Annotated in this window: 13 protein-coding genes; 6 read left to right on the top strand and 7 right to left on the bottom strand. The window is 64.7% G+C overall.

Annotated features, from left to right (window positions below):
• Window positions 1–162: 162 nt before the first annotated feature.
• The 6 genes from ACT6QG_RS13835 (at window position 163) to ubiB (ending at window position 9,534) form a co-directional block, all read left to right on the top strand.
• The gene (locus tag ACT6QG_RS13835; RefSeq protein WP_444978145.1) at window positions 163–576 is read left to right on the top strand and encodes a Ros/MucR family transcriptional regulator; all 414 of its coding nucleotides are present in this window, start codon (window positions 163–165) and stop codon (window positions 574–576) included.
• A 203-nt stretch (window positions 577–779) separates the two neighbouring features.
• Window positions 780–1,778: an LPS export ABC transporter ATP-binding protein gene (lptB, locus tag ACT6QG_RS13830; RefSeq protein ID WP_444978298.1), complete on the top strand. Its 999-nt coding sequence runs from the start codon at window positions 780–782 to the stop codon at window positions 1,776–1,778.
• Window positions 1,779–1,818: 40 nt separating this feature from the next.
• Window positions 1,819–3,396 carry an RNA polymerase factor sigma-54 gene (rpoN, locus tag ACT6QG_RS13825; RefSeq protein WP_444978144.1) on the top strand — a complete coding sequence of 526 codons (1,578 nt, stop codon included), beginning with the start codon at window positions 1,819–1,821 and terminating at the stop codon, window positions 3,394–3,396.
• Window positions 3,397–3,490: 94 nt separating this feature from the next.
• The gene (locus ACT6QG_RS13820) at window positions 3,491–6,967 is read left to right on the top strand and encodes a sensor histidine kinase (RefSeq protein WP_444978143.1); all 3,477 of its coding nucleotides are present in this window, start codon (window positions 3,491–3,493) and stop codon (window positions 6,965–6,967) included.
• Between the two features lie 143 nt (window positions 6,968–7,110).
• On the top strand, window positions 7,111–7,911 hold the full coding sequence (gene ubiE, locus ACT6QG_RS13815) for a bifunctional demethylmenaquinone methyltransferase/2-methoxy-6-polyprenyl-1,4-benzoquinol methylase UbiE (protein WP_444978142.1): 801 nt from the start codon (window positions 7,111–7,113) through the stop codon (window positions 7,909–7,911).
• A 54-nt stretch (window positions 7,912–7,965) separates the two neighbouring features.
• The gene (gene ubiB / locus ACT6QG_RS13810; protein ID WP_444978141.1) at window positions 7,966–9,534 is read left to right on the top strand and encodes a 2-polyprenylphenol 6-hydroxylase; all 1,569 of its coding nucleotides are present in this window, start codon (window positions 7,966–7,968) and stop codon (window positions 9,532–9,534) included.
• A 119-nt stretch (window positions 9,535–9,653) separates the two neighbouring features.
• Here the strand turns inward: ubiB and ACT6QG_RS13805 are convergent, their stop codons facing one another.
• The 7 genes from ACT6QG_RS13805 to ACT6QG_RS13775 all read right to left on the bottom strand — a co-directional run bounded on the left by ACT6QG_RS13805 (window position 9,654) and on the right by ACT6QG_RS13775 (window position 17,109).
• Window positions 9,654–10,742 (bottom strand): linear amide C-N hydrolase, encoded by a 1,089-nt coding sequence (locus ACT6QG_RS13805; protein ID WP_444978140.1) that lies wholly within the window; start codon window positions 10,740–10,742, stop codon window positions 9,654–9,656.
• A gap of 128 nt (window positions 10,743–10,870) precedes the next feature.
• Window positions 10,871–12,688 carry a V-type ATP synthase subunit A gene (locus ACT6QG_RS13800; protein ID WP_444978139.1) on the bottom strand — a complete coding sequence of 606 codons (1,818 nt, stop codon included), beginning with the start codon at window positions 12,686–12,688 and terminating at the stop codon, window positions 10,871–10,873.
• Window positions 12,685–13,380 (bottom strand): hypothetical protein, encoded by a 696-nt coding sequence (locus tag ACT6QG_RS13795; protein ID WP_444978138.1) that lies wholly within the window; start codon window positions 13,378–13,380, stop codon window positions 12,685–12,687. Before ACT6QG_RS13795 ends, ACT6QG_RS13800 begins: the two co-directional genes overlap by 4 nt.
• A complete protein-coding gene (locus ACT6QG_RS13790) occupies window positions 13,377–14,063 on the bottom strand; it encodes a hypothetical protein (protein ID WP_444978137.1) in 687 nt (228 codons plus the stop codon). Before ACT6QG_RS13790 ends, ACT6QG_RS13795 begins: the two co-directional genes overlap by 4 nt.
• Before the next feature lie 51 nt (window positions 14,064–14,114).
• Window positions 14,115–14,555: an ATP synthase subunit C gene (locus ACT6QG_RS13785; protein ID WP_444978136.1), complete on the bottom strand. Its 441-nt coding sequence runs from the start codon at window positions 14,553–14,555 to the stop codon at window positions 14,115–14,117.
• A complete protein-coding gene (locus ACT6QG_RS13780) occupies window positions 14,552–16,435 on the bottom strand; it encodes a V-type ATP synthase subunit I (RefSeq protein ID WP_444978135.1) in 1,884 nt (627 codons plus the stop codon). Before ACT6QG_RS13780 ends, ACT6QG_RS13785 begins: the two co-directional genes overlap by 4 nt.
• Window positions 16,432–17,109: a V-type ATP synthase subunit D gene (locus ACT6QG_RS13775; RefSeq protein WP_444978134.1), complete on the bottom strand. Its 678-nt coding sequence runs from the start codon at window positions 17,107–17,109 to the stop codon at window positions 16,432–16,434. The genes ACT6QG_RS13780 and ACT6QG_RS13775 overlap by 4 nt, the downstream gene beginning before the upstream one ends.
• Between the last annotated feature and the right edge of the window lie 2 nt (window positions 17,110–17,111).

The following is a 17,111-nucleotide window of genomic DNA, read 5'->3' as shown; positions in this document are numbered from 1 at the left end:
TTTTTGTTATCTGTGGAACTTAATGGGTAGATGAACTTGTCGCGTTGATTGACGCGTCTGCCTGTATGTCCCGCATGCCTCCCAGCATTCGGTCCATATCGTCTGTATCCGCGGGATTGCAGTCCAGGGCGGAGCCTCATTCAAGAATATGAAGAAAGTGACATGAGCGAAGAAGCTGAAACGACCATTCACATGGAACTGGCGGCGCATATCGTCTCTGCCTATGTCAGCAACAATACAATCGCGGCGCCAGACCTGCCGGCATTGATTCATGATGTCTATGCAGCACTGGGACGCCTTGCGCAGGGCGAGGAAGAGCAGATTGTCGAGCAGATCAAGCCTGCCGTTCCGGTCAAGCGCTCGATTACGCCTGATTTCATCATCTGCCTGGAAGATGGCAAGAAGTTCAAGTCGCTCAAGCGCCACCTGCGTACCCAGTACAATCTGACGCCCGAACAGTATCGGGAAAAATGGGGTCTTCCGCCGGATTATCCGATGGTGGCGCCCAATTATGCGCTGGCGCGCTCCGCGCTGGCCCGGCAGATGGGGCTGGGGCAGCGCCGCACCGAGGGCTGACCGGCACTGGACCTGCTGTATCCTGTATGATGCAGCCACAGGCGGAGCGCTTCATGCAGGGCGCTCCGCTCATCTGTTCTCAGGGCATGTTCCGCGCGGGTTGCGGCCCGGATATTGCATGGCGCGTTGCATCCCGTGAAGGGACGTTCTACATCTAGCACTTCGGGGGCTCCAGCCTGGAGGTAAAGTTGAGCGTCCTTTCCATGATTGGCAGGGCCACCGGCAAGGGGCGGCTTCCTGAGGCTTCTGTTCGGGCCCCGCAGGCGCGGCCGGCACCACAGGCCGCGCAGATGGCAGGCGCGCCGCCGGCCCCACGGCCCGCACAGGTGCGGCAGGCCGCGTCGGCATATGCACAGGCTGCCCGTGCATATGCCATGTCTGCGGCCGATGCGCCGGGGCAGGGCGGTTCCCCCGGGGGGGCAGCGCCTTCCTCCTTCGTATCCGGCAATGGCAGCGGCGCGGTGCCGCAAAACCAGCTCGGCCCATCCCTCGCCACCTATGGCCTCGCCAAGACCTATGGCGGCCGGCAGGTGGTGCGCGATGTCAGCATGAATGTGCGCCGGGGAGAGGCCGTGGGCCTGCTCGGCCCCAATGGCGCCGGCAAGACGACCTGCTTCTATATGGTGACCGGTCTCGTTCAGGCGGATGCCGGACGCATCGAGCTTGAAGGTCATGATGTCACCAGCATGCCGATGTATCGCCGCGCGCGTCTCGGCATCGGCTATCTGCCGCAGGAAGCCTCGATTTTCCGGGGCCTTTCGGTGGAAGACAACATCATGGGCGTGCTCGAGGTGACGGTGAAGGACCGGGCCCGCCGGAAGGAGGAGCTGGAAGAGCTTCTCGACGAGTTCAAGATCGGCCATGTGCGCAAGTCCCCCTCCATCGCCCTTTCTGGTGGTGAGCGGCGGCGTGTGGAAATCGCCCGCGCCTTGGCCAGCCATCCGGCCTTCATGCTGCTGGACGAGCCTTTCGCCGGCATTGACCCGATCGCCGTCGGGGACATCCAGTCCCTCGTGCGGCACCTGACCGCGCGCGGCATCGGCGTGCTCATCACCGACCATAATGTGCGCGAGACGCTGGGGCTGATCGACCGCGCCTATATCATCCATTCCGGTTCGGTGCTGATGGAGGGCGATTCCGAATCCATCGTCTCCAGCCCCGAAGTGCGTCGTCTCTATCTGGGCGAGGAGTTCCGCCTATGAGACTGGCCCGCGCCTTTCAGATATCCGGGGAGGCGCACCCATGGCCATGACGCCAAAGCTGGAGTTTCGCCAGACCCAGTCTCTGGTGATGACGCCCCAGCTCATGCAGGCCATCAAGCTGCTTCAGTTCTCCAACATGGAACTGACAGCCTATGTGGAGGCCGAGCTGGAGCGCAACCCGCTGCTGGAGCGGGTGAATGAGGATGGCGCACCGGAAAGCGCGGAGGCTGAGGCATCCGCCGCCTCGGGCGGGGAAAGCGCAGACGCGGATTCCGGCCCCGCATCTTCCGAAACCGTGCAGGATGCGCCCGCGACCGAAGACTGGATGGCCGCCGATATGGAGCCCAGCCGGGCGGAAATGGAAAGCCGGCTGGATACCGATCTGCGCAATGTCTTTCCCGATGACACGCCTTCCGGCGCGGCGGTTGCGCCCGGCCTTTCGGGCGGGTCCGCCTCCACCATGGAATGGGGCGGCGGCGAGCGGGGAGAGGATTATAACCCGGAAGCGTTTCTGGCCGCAGAAACCACTTTGGCGGACCATCTGGAAGCCCAGCTCGCGGTGTCCGAGCCTGATCCGGCGCGGCGACTGATTGGCATCTATCTCATTGGTCTCATTGATGAGACCGGCTATTTTTCCGGTGACCTCGAACAGGTGGCCGAGCAGCTCTCCACCAGCCGGGCCGAGGTGGAGGATGTGCTGCACCTGATCCAGACCTTCGAGCCTTCCGGTGTGGGTGCGCGTTCGCTGGCTGAATGCCTCGCCATCCAGCTGAAGGAAAAGGACCGGTTCGATCCGGCAATGCAGGCGCTGGTGGCGAATCTTGAGCTTCTGGCCCGCCATGACCGCAACGCCCTCAAGCGTGTCTGCGGGGTGGACGGGGCCGATATTGCCGACATGATCGCCGAAATCCGCCGTCTGGACCCCAAGCCGGGCCTGATTTTCGGTTCCGGCGTGGTGCATCCGCTGGTGCCGGATGTGTATGTGCGTCCGGGGCCGGATGGCACATGGCGGGTGGAGCTGAATTCCGACACGCTGCCGCGCGTTCTGGTGAACCAGACCTACCATGCCACCGTGGTGCAGGCCGCCCGCTCGCCCGAGGAAAAGAGCTTTCTGGCCGAATGCATGCAGAGCGCCAGCTGGCTGACCCGCTCGCTGGACCAGCGCGCGCGCACCATTTTGAAGGTGGCCAGCGAGATCGTGCGCCAGCAGGACGGGTTTCTGGCCCATGGGGTGCGCCATCTGCGCCCGCTCAATCTGCGCACCGTGGCGGATGCCATCGGCATGCATGAGTCCACCGTCTCGCGCGTGACCTCGAACAAATATATCGCGACCCCGCGGGGCGTGGTGGAGATGAAGTTCTTCTTCTCTTCCGCCATTTCCTCCTCGGGCGGCGGGGAGGCGCATTCGGCGGAATCCGTGCGCCACCGCATCAAGACCCTGATCGATCAGGAAAGCGCGGATGATGTGCTTTCCGATGATACGCTGGTGCAGAAGCTGAAGGCGGATGGCATCGACATTGCCCGCCGCACGGTGGCTAAATACCGGGAAGGCATGAATATCCCTTCCTCCGTGCAGCGGCGCAGGGAGAAGCTGGCGCTGCGGCAGGAGCAGGGCTGAGCGCGGCAGGGCTTGAGCGACATCGCCCCGGTTCGGCGGTGCATGAGCGGGAAGCCGGGACAAACCCGGCCACAGGAATGTCGGGTGGGGGGACATGCTTCAGACGTCGGTCGTCATATTCGCCGCACTGGCGTATCTGGGGCTGCTGTTCGCCATTGCCAGCTATGGTGACCGCAGACGGCCGGAAGCGCGCCGCCGGGCCTCGCGCCCGCTGATCTACTCGCTCTCGCTCGCTGTCTATTGCACCTCATGGACCTTTTTCGGCTCGGTGGGGCTGGCGACGACGCAGGGCTTCGACTTTCTCACCATCTATGTCGGCCCGGCCATACTGATGGTGCTGGGCGCGCCCCTTCTGCTGCGTGTGGTGCGGCTGGCGAAGGCCAACAACATCACCTCGATCGCCGATTTCGTCGCCGCCCGCTATGGCAAGCATCAGGGCATTGCGGCGCTGGTGGCGCTGGTGGCCATTGCCGGAGCCATTCCCTATATCGCCTTGCAGCTGAAGGCCGTTTCCGCCTCGCTTCTGGCGGTTCTGGGGCATTTTGCCGGAGATGCCAGCCGCTGGGCACTGGCGGGGGATCTGGCCTTGCTGGTGGCCTGCGCCATGGCGGCGTTCGCCGTGCTGTTCGGCACCCGCCATACCGATGCCACCGAGCATCAGGATGGCATGATGCTGGCGGTTGCGGCCGAATCCCTGGTGAAGCTCGCAGCCTTTCTGGCCGTTGGCATCTTCGTCACCTTCATCCTGTTTCCCGGCCCGCTGGAATTGTGGCGCACGGCGCGTGATCTGGGCCTCACCACGCCCTTCCAGAGCGGCATCTCGCTGGAAAACTGGATCATCATGACGCTGTTGTCCGGCAGCGCCTTCCTGCTGCTGCCGCGCCAGTTTCATGTGGCGGTGGTGGAGAACAAGGGCGAGGAGGAAATCCGCCGCGCCCGCTGGCTGTTTCCGCTCTATCTGGTGCTCATCAACCTGTTCGTGGTGCCGCTGGCCCTTGCGGGGATGGTGCTGTTTCCCAACGACATCATGGACAGCGATGTCTATGTGCTTTCCGTGCCGCTGGTGGCGGGGGCGGAGGTGCTGGCCCTGCTGGCCTTCATTGGCGGGCTCTCGGCGGCCACCGCCATGGTCATCGTCGAAACGGTGGCTCTGGCCATCATGATCTCGAATGATCTGGTCATGCCGCTTCTGCTGCGCCGGCGCGCAAAAATGGCGGATGACAATATCCATGGCGAGGACATGGTGGGGCTGCTGCTGCTGGTGCGGCGCATCGCCATTTTTTCCATCCTGCTGCTGGCCTATCTCTATTTCAGCGCGACCGGGGATGTGCAGCTGGCCAAGATCGGCCTGTTGTCCTTTGCCGCCATTGCGCAGGTGGGGCCGGCTTTTGCCGTCGGGCTCATGTGGCGGCGGGCGACCGCGCGGGCGGCGATCTGGGCCATTCTTTCAGGCAGCCTGGTGTGGGCCTATACGCTGATGCTGCCAAGCCTGGCAGAAGGCGGCCTCATCTCGCGCACGGTGGTGGATCATGGGCCTTTCGGGCTCATCTGGCTGCGGCCGACAGCCCTTCTGGGCGTCTCGGCGGACCAGCTCGCCCATGGGGTGGTGTGGAGCCTGTCCATCAATATTCTGGTGCTGCTCGTCGTGTCCCTGCTCACCCGGCCGAGCCAGGTGGAACAGGTGCAGGCCGACCTGTTCGTGGGGCAGGGATATGACCGGCGGCCCTACCGCCCGCCTTTCCTGCCCTGGAGGTCCGCTGTCACGGTGGGGGAGGTGGTCACCACCGTCTCGCGCTATCTGGGGGAGGAACGCACCCATGTTTCCTTCACCGGCTTCGCCCGCTCGCGGGGGATGAGCTTTGATCCCAATCGCGAGGCGGATGCGGATACGGTGCGCTATGCCGAGCATCTGCTGGCGGCCGCGGTCGGGGCGGCCTCCTCACGGCTGGTGCTCTCGCTGCTGCTGCGCAAGCGCACCGTTTCCACCAAGGCGGCGCTGAAGCTGCTGGATGATGCCTCCGCCGCCATCCAGTACAATCGCGAGCTGCTCCAGAGCGCCATCGACCATGTGCATCAGGGGATCGCGGTGTTCGACCGCAAGCTGGAGCTGGTCTGCTGGAACCGGCAGTTCGGTGCGATGCTGGATCTGCCGGCCTATTGCTACACCATGGGCATGCCGCTGGGCCGCATTCTGGAATGCGCGCCATCCGAGCCGGCCCAGTCGCTGGCCCAGAGGCTGCACGGCTATACCCATCCCTCGCCCGAGTTTTCCGAGCGCCTGACCCGGCGCGGCATGGTGATCGAGGCGCGCTCGGACCCGATGCCGGATGGCGGCATTGCCGTGACATTCACCGATATCACCGCTTCGGTGGAAGCCGCGCTGGCGCTGGAGCGGGCCAATGAGACGCTGGAGCGGCTGAATGAGGCGCTGGGCCGCGCCAAGGGCGAGGCGGAGGCGGCCAATGTCTCCAAGACCCGCTTCCTCGCCGCGGCCAGCCACGACATTCTCCAGCCGCTCAATGCCGCGCGCCTCTATGTGACCAGCATGGTGGAGCGTGCCCGGGGCGAGGAGGAGCAGCGCCTTGCCGGAAATGTCGATGCCTCGCTGGAGGCGGTGGAGGAAATTCTTGGCGCGCTGCTGGATATTTCGCGCCTCGACAGCGGCGTGATGCGCCCGGAACTGAGCGTGTTCCGCATTGCCGATGTGTTCCGGCAGCTTGAGATCGAGTTCGAGCCGCTGGCCCGGGCAAAGAAGCTTGATCTCGTCTTCATGCCCTGCTCCCTTGCCGTGCGCTCGGACAGGCGTCTTCTGCGCCGCCTGTTGCAGAACCTCATTTCCAATGCGGTGAAATATACCCGGCAGGGCCGTATCCTGGTGGGATGCCGGCGGCGTGGCGGGCGGCTCCAGATCGAGGTGCACGATACCGGTATCGGCATCGCGCAGGCCGAGCAGCGCATGGTGTTCCAGGAATTCCAGCGCCTCGACCATGGTGCGCGGGAGGCGCGGGGGCTGGGGCTGGGGCTTTCGATCGTGGAGCGTATTTCCCGTGTGCTGGAGCATCCGCTCTCCCTGCACTCGGTGCAGGGACGGGGCACGGCCTTCTCGGTGGACCTGCCCATGGCGGCACCCGTGCCGGAAGAGCGCAATGCGCCGGACCGGCCCCTGCGCGCCGCATCGCATCTGGATGGGCTGGTGGTGCTGGTGGTGGACAATGAGCCGGCCATACTGGAGGGCATGGCCCTGCTGCTGAGCGGCTGGGGCTGTCGCGTGCTGACCGCGCCGGATGTGCCGGCAGCGCTGGAGGAGGTGCGCAAGGCGGAGTGCATGCCGCATATCGCGCTGATCGACTATCATCTGGATGACGGGCTGGGCACGGATGCCATCACCGCGCTGCGCTGGAAGCTGGGCCGGCTGCCGGCCGTGCTCATCACCGCGGACCGCACCCGCAAGGTGCGTGAAACCGCTCATGCGGCAGACATGATGCTGCTGAACAAGCCGGTGAAGCCTGCGGCCCTGCGCGCCATTCTCACCCATCTGCGGACCTTGCGGGAGGGGGCAGCCACGGGCTGAGGCCGGCCCTTGCCCGCCTGTGCGCGGGTGGGGGTACAGCGCGATGCTGCATGGCGTTGTGACGCATCATCCGATAAGGTCCGCCGGCAAAGACGACCACGCGAACCGAACCGCACGACCGAACAGCATTTGGGCGACCCGATATGAGCGAACCGACCAGCAATCCGTCATCTCCCGAAAATGGCGCCCGCGCAGAGGGTGAAACCCATTTCGGCTTTCGCTCCGTGCCGCTGGGCGAGAAGCAGGATCTGGTGGACGATGTGTTCCACAAGGTCGCCAAGCGCTATGACATCATGAACGACCTGATGTCCGGCGGGCTGCACCGGGTGTGGAAGGATGCGCTGGTTTCCAAGATGCGTCCGCCGATCAATGATCGCCCCTTCCGCCTGCTGGATCTGGCCGGCGGCACCGGGGATGTGGCCTTTCGCGTGGCGACGGCCGGTGGGCCCAATACCCGCGTCACCGTGGCCGACATCAACCGGGAAATGCTGGCCGTGGGCCGCGAGCGGGCGGAAAAGCGCGGCTTTTCCGGCAAGGTGGAGTTCCAGGAGGCCAATGCCGAGGAACTGCCTTTCGAGGACCGCAGCTTCGATGCGGTGACGATTGCCTTCGGTATCCGCAATGTGCCGCGCATTCCCAAGGCGCTGAAGGAGATGCGCCGGGTGCTCAAGCCCGGCGGGCGCGCCTTCGTGCTGGAATTCTCGAAGGTCGATGTGCCGGTGCTCGACAAGATCTACGAGACCTACAGCTTCAATGTCATTCCCAAGATCGGCGGCCGTGTGGCGGGCGATGCCGAGCCTTACCAGTATCTGGTGGAATCCATCCGCCGCTTTCCCCATGCGGAGGCTTTTGCGCAGATGATGCGGGATGCCGGTTTCGGCCGTGTGGACTTCATGCGCATGACCGGCGGCGTGGTGGCGCTGCACTGGGGCTTCCGCATCTGAGCGGATCTTGCCACAAGCTCGGGAAATACAGCGGATGATGAAGGGGCCGAAGTCGTGATCTTGATTCTTGCCGATGCGGTGCGGCTTGCCCGTGCAGGTTATGTGCTGGCGCGTGAGGGCGTTCTGTCCCTGGTGTCGCCGGCCGTTGCACCGCCGCTGGCCCGCCCGGCATTGCGCATCGCCCGCATGATGGCGCGCCGGGATGCCGGCAGCCGCGCGGCCCGCTTCTCCCGCGCCCTTTCCCGCCTTGGCCCTTCCTATGTGAAGCTCGGCCAGTTTCTGGCCACGCGCCCGGATGTGGTTGGCCCTTCTGTGGCGCGCGATCTTGAGGTGTTGCAGGACCGCATGCCCGCCTTCGGGCAGGATGTGGCCGAGCGTATCGTCTCGGAAGCTTTCGAGAAGCCGGTGAAGGATGTCTTCCCGGTGTTCGGCCCGGCGGTTGCCGCCGCATCCATCGCCGAGGTGCACAAGGCCGAGGTGGTGGAGCGCGATGGCGAGCGCCGCACCGTTGCCGTGAAAGTGCTGCGCCCGGGCGTGCAGCGCCGTTTCTCTTCCGATATGGCAAGCTTCCGCCGGCTGGCGAAATTTGCCGAGACCAATTTCGCCGAGGCCCGCCGCCTGCGCCTTGAAAGCGTGGTGGATACGCTGGCCCGCTCGGTCGCCATGGAAATGGACCTGCGCCTTGAGGCGGCAGCCTATACCGAGCTTGCCGAAAATACCCGCGAGGACAAGGATGTCCATGTGCCGGAGGTGGACTGGGGCCGTTCTGGCCGCGAGGTGCTGACCACCGAATGGATCGACGGCATCAAGCTGTCCGACAAGGACGCCATCATCGCCGCCGGGCATGACCCGAAGGAGATTGCCCGCATTGTCATGCAGAGCTTCCTGCAACAGGCGATGCGGGATGGTTTCTTCCATGCCGACATGCATCCTGGAAACCTGTTCGTGGATGCCACCGGCCGCCTCGTGGTGGTGGATTGCGGCATCATGGGCCGCCTTGGCATGAAGGAGCGCCGCTTCCTTGCGGAAATCCTCTATGGCTTCATCACCCGCAATTATCGCCGCACGGCGGAAGTGCATTTCGAGGCCGGCTATGTGCCGCGTCACCATTCGGTGGAGGATTTCGCCCAGGCCATCCGCGCCATTGGCGAGCCGATCCATTCGCGCACGGCCGACCAGATTTCCATGGCGCGCCTGCTCTCCCTGCTTCTGGAAGTGACCGCGCTGTTCGACATGCGCACACGGCCGGAACTGCTGCTGCTGCAAAAGACCATGGTGGTGGTGGAAGGCGTTGCCCGTTCACTCGATCCGCAGCTGGATATGTGGAAGACCGCCGCGCCTGTGGTGGAGGACTGGATCGCCGGAAATCTTGGTCCGGTGGGCCAGCTTCAGCATGTTGGTGCGGGGCTGGGCGAAATTGGCCATTTCGCCAGCGGCATTCCGGCCCTGCTCGGGCAGGGTGCGCGGGTGATGGACCAGCTGGATACCGCTACGCGAAACGGCCTTCAGCTTTCACCGGAAACGCTGGATGGCATTGGCCGGGCCGAGGCGAAACGGGCGCGCTGGGGCAATATTGCACTGTGGATCATCGCCATATCCCTTCTGGGCATCTGGCTGGGATAGATCGCACCGGCCCCTGCCGGAGCAGCGGTTCCGGGAATGGGGCAGACAGGCTCTGTCTCATGGGCTGTGCAGGGGAATGCCCTGCACAGCCTTTTTTCTGGCCTTCCTTTTTTCGGGCCTTACTGCGCCGCGATCTGGCTGAGAACAGGCGGGCTCGCGGGGGTGAGGCGTGCCATGGGGCTCACCTGAAAGGCCTTGCCCTCCGCCATGGCGGACAGGTCAAGGGCGATATAGTTCATGCCGCCCGCATTGCGCAGGAAGAGACGGCGGCGGTCCAGATCGGAAATGCTTGTCCATGAGGTGGATTCGGTGGGGATGGCCCCGGCCTCATGCCCGCTGACCTGCAAATGCCCGCTGCCAAGATCTGGCGGGTCGATCGCAATCCCGCGCGGGCGATCGAAATTGTTCATGATATGGGCGACCATCTCCACAGCCTTGTCCGCCTCGGTCTGCTTCTCGGCAAACTGGGCGTAGAAGACGGCACGGATGAAGCGGTCAACCGATGTATCCGTACCCGGAAGGCCAGCCTTCGAGATGCCGGAGCCGGGCTGCATGGCGCTATAGTTCCCGAATGTTGCCTTGGAGTGGTCGACATTGTTCAGGAAAGTATAGTTGTTCACATTGGTCAGATGCCATGAGAACTGGGGCGCATTGGTCATGACGCCGACAGGATTGTCATAGATCGTGCGCACGCCATTGTGGAACTCCACCACCAGGCTGGCCCCGCTCGGATCATGCAGCCCATAGTGGAAGGGCATATCCAGATTACCGAGGATCGGCACCGGTTGCAGGATCACCGGCATGTCGGCCAATGCGGCCCTGGCCTCGGCCACACAGGAGAACTGGCCGAGAAGCCATGTGCCGAGATCGATGGCCGAGAGCGCCGCGCGGTCCGCATCCACCGGAGCCTGCGGGCCGCCGGCCTGCGGATAGGACTGGACGCTGAAGGTGAGGCCGGCATCGTTCAGCCCCTCGATCATCTTGAAATCATCCGGCGCGCTGGTCTTGTCGGGCGAGGCCGGCATCGTCACGGCAATGATGGCGTGACGGTTCTCCCATGTCAGCACGGGGTGGCCCTGCACATGCGATGACAGCTGCTGCCCCTTCGGGAAGAAGGCGACCTGATAAGGCAGATCGATGCTCAGTTCCAGTGTGCGGCCAAGATAGGCGCGGTTGGCGGCGTCCCGGTAAAGCAGTGAAGTGCACATGAGAACGAATTTCTGCCTCTGGTCATTGGGGGCACAAGATATGATGTCTTGCGAAACAATAGCATGACTTCACAAGACATGAATGCCCGATATGGCGGTGTGGACGATGGCTTTCGCGCCGGCTTCCATCAGGTCACGGGAATACTGGCGCCCAGCTCATCGATTTCGCGCACAAGGCGCTCGTAATCCGGCGAATTGGGAGCGGCATAATTCAGGTTCCTGAACAGGCCGGTGAGCCGGGTGAAGTGCCGGCGCACGCTTTCCTTGTCCTCGAACTCGTATCGGCTGGTGGCAATGGCATAGACCATGTCGAACAGCGCCTTTTGCCGCTCCAGCGAAACAGAGCTGTCGATAGGGTCGAACGCATCCTGCTGGAGAAACACCATGTCGAGGAATTTCGCCGCCTCCATGGCGAGGAAATCCTCGATGGAGATGCCTTCCTCGCCGGCCACCTGCTCCATGCGCTGGATTTCATCACCCTGCTGGAGCAGCGCGACCATTTCATCGATGCGGGCGGTCCAGTCCGCTCCCATATGGGTGGCCGACCAGCCCTCAAGCTGCTTGCGATAGCGGGACCAGGAGGTGAGTGGGTCGATGGCCGGGTAGAAGCGCTTGTAGGCCCGGTCATAGGAGAGGCCGAGAAAGCACTTCACCGCGGCGAGGGTGGACTGTGTCACCGGCTCCTCGAAATTGCCGCCGGCCGGGGAAACCGCGCCGATAATGGTGAAGGAGCCGGTGGAGCCATCATTGGTGCGGATGACGCCGGCGCGCTCGTACACACTCTTGATGGCGCTGTCGAGATAGGCCGGGAAGGCTTCCTCGCCGGGAATTTCCTCCAGCCGGCCGGAGGTTTCGCGCATGGCCTGCGCCCAGCGGGAGGTGGAGTCGGCGATCATCAGCACCCGCAGGCCCATCTGGCGATAATATTCGCCGATGGTGATGCCGGTATAGATCGAGGCCTCGCGCGAAGCGACCGGCATGGAGGAGGTGTTGCAGACAATGACGGTGCGGTCCATCAGCGAGCCGCCGGTGCGCGGGTCCTTCAGCCGGGGAAAATCGGTGATGGTTTCCACCACCTCGCCCGCCCGCTCGCCGCAGGCCACCAGAACCACGACATCCACATCCGAATGGCGGGCGATGAGGTTGAGCAGAACGGTCTTGCCCGCCCCGAACGGGCCGGGAATGCAGGCCGCACCCCCCTGTACCACAGGGAAGAAGGCATCGATGATGCGCTGGGTGGTGATCATCGGCTCGGAAGGATAGAGCCGGGTGGACAGGCCATTGCGCAGTTGCAGGCGCGGCAAAGTGCGGCGCACGGCCCATTCCTGCGCGAGGGAAAGCGTGCGCTCGGCGCCCGAGGCGGTGGTGATCCGGGCGACGGGCTCGTCCACCGTCACCGTGTCATTGCGGATCCAGTCGACCGTCCAGTCCTCGTCGAGATCGAACGGCACCATGATCTTGTGGGTGATGGGGCCTTCCGGAACGGTGCCGATGGCATCCCCCGCGCGCACCTTGTCACCCACCCGCTTCAGGGCGGTGAAGGACCATTTTTCCGAAGGGTCCAGCCCCGGTGCGGCCACACCGCGGGGCAGAAAGGTGCCATGGCCCTGCGCCAGAATTTCCAGCGGGTTTTGCAGGCCATCATAAACCTGCCCCAGCATGCCCGGCCCGAGGCGGATGGAAAGCAGGCGGCCGGTCTGTTCCACCCCGTCGCCAAGGCCCACGCCTGCCGTGCTTTCATAAACCTGCGCATCCGCCTCATCGCCGATGACGCGCAGCACCTCGGCCTTGAGACGCTCATTGGGCGCGCGGGCGGGGCGGATATAGACGACCTCGTTCTTCATCAGCCGGCCCTGTTCCGGGTCCACCAGACGCAGGCGCACAATGTCCTCCTGCACGGCAACGATGGTGGCGGTGATTTCATCCGGGCTGCGATGGGCACTCATGCGGGAATCCTGACATCAAGGGCGTCGCCGCAGGCGGCGTCGAGCAGGGCGGAGAAGCGGGCGGTGGATATGGCCACATCATAATGGACCCAGTGATCCGCCAGATACCATTTGACGAGATAGCAGGCGACCGCCTCGAAATCGAAGAAATGGCCATTGGCATAGCGCGAGGTGGCGTCCCATGCGGCCTGCAGGGCGATGCGTTCCACGCCGGCGCTGTCATCCGCCTCCAGCCGTTCGCGCGCCTTGTTCACCCACGGGAAGGAATGGGTGACGCCAAAATCCGGCAGGTTCCAGTTTTTGCGGATGGTCTCGACATAACGGCCATAGCCCCATGCGGTGCCGGGGGCTGGGGCCTCTTCTCCCGCAAGGCGGCGGCGCAGGGCGGCGAGCAGGGTGCGCACCTCCAGCCGGTCGCGGATCATGTTGCGCAGGCACTCATTGCGGATGGTGCACATGATGCGGTGGAGCGAGGCCAGATAGGTGGCGTCATCCGTGCCCAGCGGAATGCGGCTCCAGGCCAGCGCATCGCCAAGGCGCTCAAGGTCCGCCCGGTCTTCGGGAAGCAGGAAACCGAGCCTTTCCTCCAGCCGGATGGCGCTGATGACGGGCGTGGCATTGGCCAGCAATGGCCCGTGCGCCGGCAGGGAGGCCATGAGCATCACATATGGCTCGTGGGGCCCGCCCATCATCTGACGACACCCTCCAGAAGGGCGCGGAAGCGGGGCTGGAGATGGGCGAGAAGCAGATCGGCAACCGCCTTGTCGGTGAGGTCCACGCTCACGCCACGGTCCGCGAGATGAATGCGGATGCCTGCCTCCTCTCCCTCCTGCCGGGTGAAGGAGACGCCGGCGCGCAGCATGTCCGCGGCGGTGGCAGCGGCGAAATGGGTGAGCGAGCCTTCCACCAGTTCTTCCGGGTTGCGGCGCAGCTCATCCAGCCCCACCGCATGGCGCGGAAGCTCGATCTCCACCTCGGCGGCCCGGTCGATGCCGGATTCAGCGCGGGTGCGGCTGGCCACGGCGAGGATCATGCGCTTGAGCAACTCATCATCCCGCATCACCGAGGAAACGGTCTTGCCCACTTCCGCCGCGAAACGCTGGGAGATCTGCCCTTTCAGGTCCAGCAGCGTGTCCCGCACGGCGATGCGCAGTGCATCCTCTCCCGCCCGTTGCAGTGCCTCGGCATCCTTGCGGGCGGTTTCGCGCAGGGTGCGGGCCTGCGCCTCCGCCTTTTCCAGAATCTCGCGGGCATGGGCCTGTGCCTCCGCCACGATGCGCTCGGCCTCGGTGCGGCCCGCGCACACGCCCTCATCCCGCAGGCGGGTGATGAGGGCTTCGACGCCGGAGGTGGTCGCAGTCTGCTTGTGGGCCATGGCGCGCTCCTGGTGCATGTACGGGCAAGGCCGGCCGAGGCCGGCCCGGGGTCAGATGGTGCGGGCGAGAACCAGCGCGAACACGAAGGTGAACACCGCAAAGCCTTCCACGATCGCCGCCGGGGCAAGGCTGAGGCCGAAGATCTCCGGCTTGGTCTTGGAGGCGGTGATGGCGCTGGCGCAGGCTCGCCCCTGCCATGCGGCCGCATAGCCCAGAACCAGTGCGGAGATGAAGCCGATGCCGAACAGCGCCCCCCCGTTCTCGGGCGTGATGTCCTGCTGCAGGGAGAACATCACCACGATGCCATAGATGACATTGGAGGAGGGGATGACCGAAACGCCGATGAAACGCCCATAGCCGCTGTCGGTTTCCAGCATGGCGCCAATGGCGGCCTGCCCGGCAATGGCCACGCCCACGGCGCTGCCCCATGCCCCGAAGGCCATGGGAGAGAAGACCCCGATCCAGCCCAGGGCGACAATGAGTTCATTCATGCGGCAATCTCCTGAACGGTGCCGGGCAAGGCGGCGGGTGCGCCATCTGCGGGCTGTGAGGGTGTTTCGCCTTGCGCGCGGCGGGCAAAGGCGCGGAATGGATAGCCTTCTTCGGTGAGGCCCCAGCCGAAGAATTCGATGAAATTGAGCCTCAGCCCGTGCACCACGCCGCTCATGATGCCCAGCATGAAGTTCACGCTGTGGCCAAACACGAGGATGACCAGCATCAGGAGCACGCCAAGGCCGGGATGGGTGTCGCGCATGTCCATCGCCAGACCGTTGAAGGTGATGGCGAGCGAGGCGCTGGCAAGGCCAAGGGCGAACAGGCGCAGATAGCTCAGGATATCGCCGAAGAGCTTGGAGGCGCTGGTCAGCGCCATGGCTCCGGCGGCAAGGCGTTTCAGCCAGTCTTTCGGCGCATGCACGGGCGTCTGCGCCGCCGCGCCCGCGGACACCAGAAACAGGCCCAGCGCCACACCGATGCTGCCCGCGGTTTCAGCCGAAATGCGGCTTTCATCCGCCCCGTGCGCCAGCATCATGCCGGACCATATGGTCACGATCCACCCCAGTGCCGAAAGTCCGGCTCCCGAGCGGCGGTTGAGCCAGGCCACAGCCCCGAGCGCGATGGAGATATGCAGCGCGCCGATGAGCAGGGAGAGCGCCATCATGGCGTCGAAGTCCTGCACATCGATGATGGAAACCGCGGAAAGCCATGTGTCCTCAGGCGGCTCCAGCCCGAAATAGGAGCCGGCCAGAATGCCATAGACCAGCGCGGTGGTGGCAAGGGTCGCCAGCAGCACCCGCGCGCGCCGCCCTTCCGCCTTCGCGCCCAGCCGGCCCCAGAACAGCAGCGTGCCCAGGGCGATGATGGCCGCATAGCCTGCATCCGCGACAATCATCGAGAAGAACAGGGCGAAGGAGGCAAACACCATCAGGCTGGGGTCCCAGCTGCGATAGCCGGGGCTGGTGTAGAAGAAGGTCAGGTCGCTGCCGGCGCTGAATTTTTCCGGCACCCGCAATTGCGTGGGCGGGGCATCTTCCGGCCCGGGATTTTCGGTCACCATGGCCAGATGTGCATCATCGGCAAGACGGTTCACCGCCGAAACCCTGTCTGCCGGCACCCAGCCCTGCACGGCGAACACCGTATCTGCATCCAGCGTCTGTTCCAGCGCGACATGCAGGTCTTCCCGGTCTGCCGCCGCGGCCAGATGCAGGCCCAGCACCAGCCGCCAGCGGGTCAGTTCCGCCCGCGCGCTTTCAGCCCGGTCTATGGTGATGGCCAGATCGTCCAGCTCCCGCTTCAGCAGGCTGCGGGGCACCGCGCCCACCAATGTGCGCTGCACCGGCAACAGGTCGGGCGGGGGCTCCTCGGGGGAGATCAGCACGGTGAAGAGTGTGGTCGCATTCTTGCCGACAATCTGCCAGGGAAATGCGGGCGCCTCACGCTCCAGCCGCTCCAGTGCGGGCCGGGCGGCCAAAGGCAGGGCATAGAACCACAGGCGCTGTCCACCCAGCGCATCGGGCGGGGGAAAGTGGATATCGCCCCATTCGGTGAGGGCCTCCACCCGGTTCTGCAGAAAATCCCGCCGGTCCTGAAGGGCGCGCAGATGGGTGCGGTTATCCAGCACCTCGGCAACAACCGCATCCAGATCGAAAGCCGTGCCGGGGCGATAGGGCAGGCGCTCTTCCGGGCTTTCCTGCAGGTGCCGGTAGGCGGCCTGGGTCCTGTTCAGGCGGGTGACATCGCGCGGCACCAGCGGGCCGGCATCGCGCAGGGGGATGAGATGCATCACGCCGAGGCTTTGCAGGGCCTCCAGCGTGCGGGTCTTGTCCGCCACCGGGCCGCACAGGGTGATGCGTTGCATGGGGGCAATGGTCATGCGCCTGCCTCCGGCTGCGGGAAGGAGGGGGCAGGGCGCCGTGCATCCTGCCGCGGATGGGGGGCCCCGGCGCCTGCCCGCTTGGCCTTGGCGAGCTTGGCGGAAACCACGGCGGCGCGCTCCGTATCGCCAATGAAGACCAGGATGCGCCGGATATTCTGTTCCGCCTGCGGAATGAGGATCTTCTCGAACAGGTTGGTGCGCTGGGTCACCCGTGTCACCGCCTGATCCAGCAGGGCAAGGCGGCGTTCGGCAACCGCACATTCCACCTTCAGCCGCACGGCCTGGGTGAGGCGGCGCACAACGGAATCGACCCAGTGCGGACGGGTCATCGGCCCATAGGGCGCAACCTTGATGTGCAGTGCGTTGACCCGGGGTAGGCGCACCCCGGCCACATTCTGCGCGCCCATGTCAACGCTTTCCAGCGTCACCAGAGCATCGAGACTGACCCGCTTGTCCGCCAGCATGGGCAGGTTTGCGCCCGCGCTTTCCACGGCCTGGCGCAGCTCATCCTGCAAACGGGCATGAAGAGTGCGCGCCCGGTTCCGCTCGGCCATGAGCTGCTGGCGCTTCAGGTCCAGCGCCGGCAGATAGCGCCGGTAGGTCGCGAGGCTTTCTTTTTCCCGGCTGAGCTGGGACTTGCTGAGGGTGATCTTGCTGCCTGTCTGCGCCATCA

The sequence above is a fragment of the Haloleucobacter ellipsoideus genome, from assembly GCF_052491725.1.
Note: the sequence above shows the minus strand (reverse complement) of the source record. Positions and strands in the feature narration are given on the sequence as shown.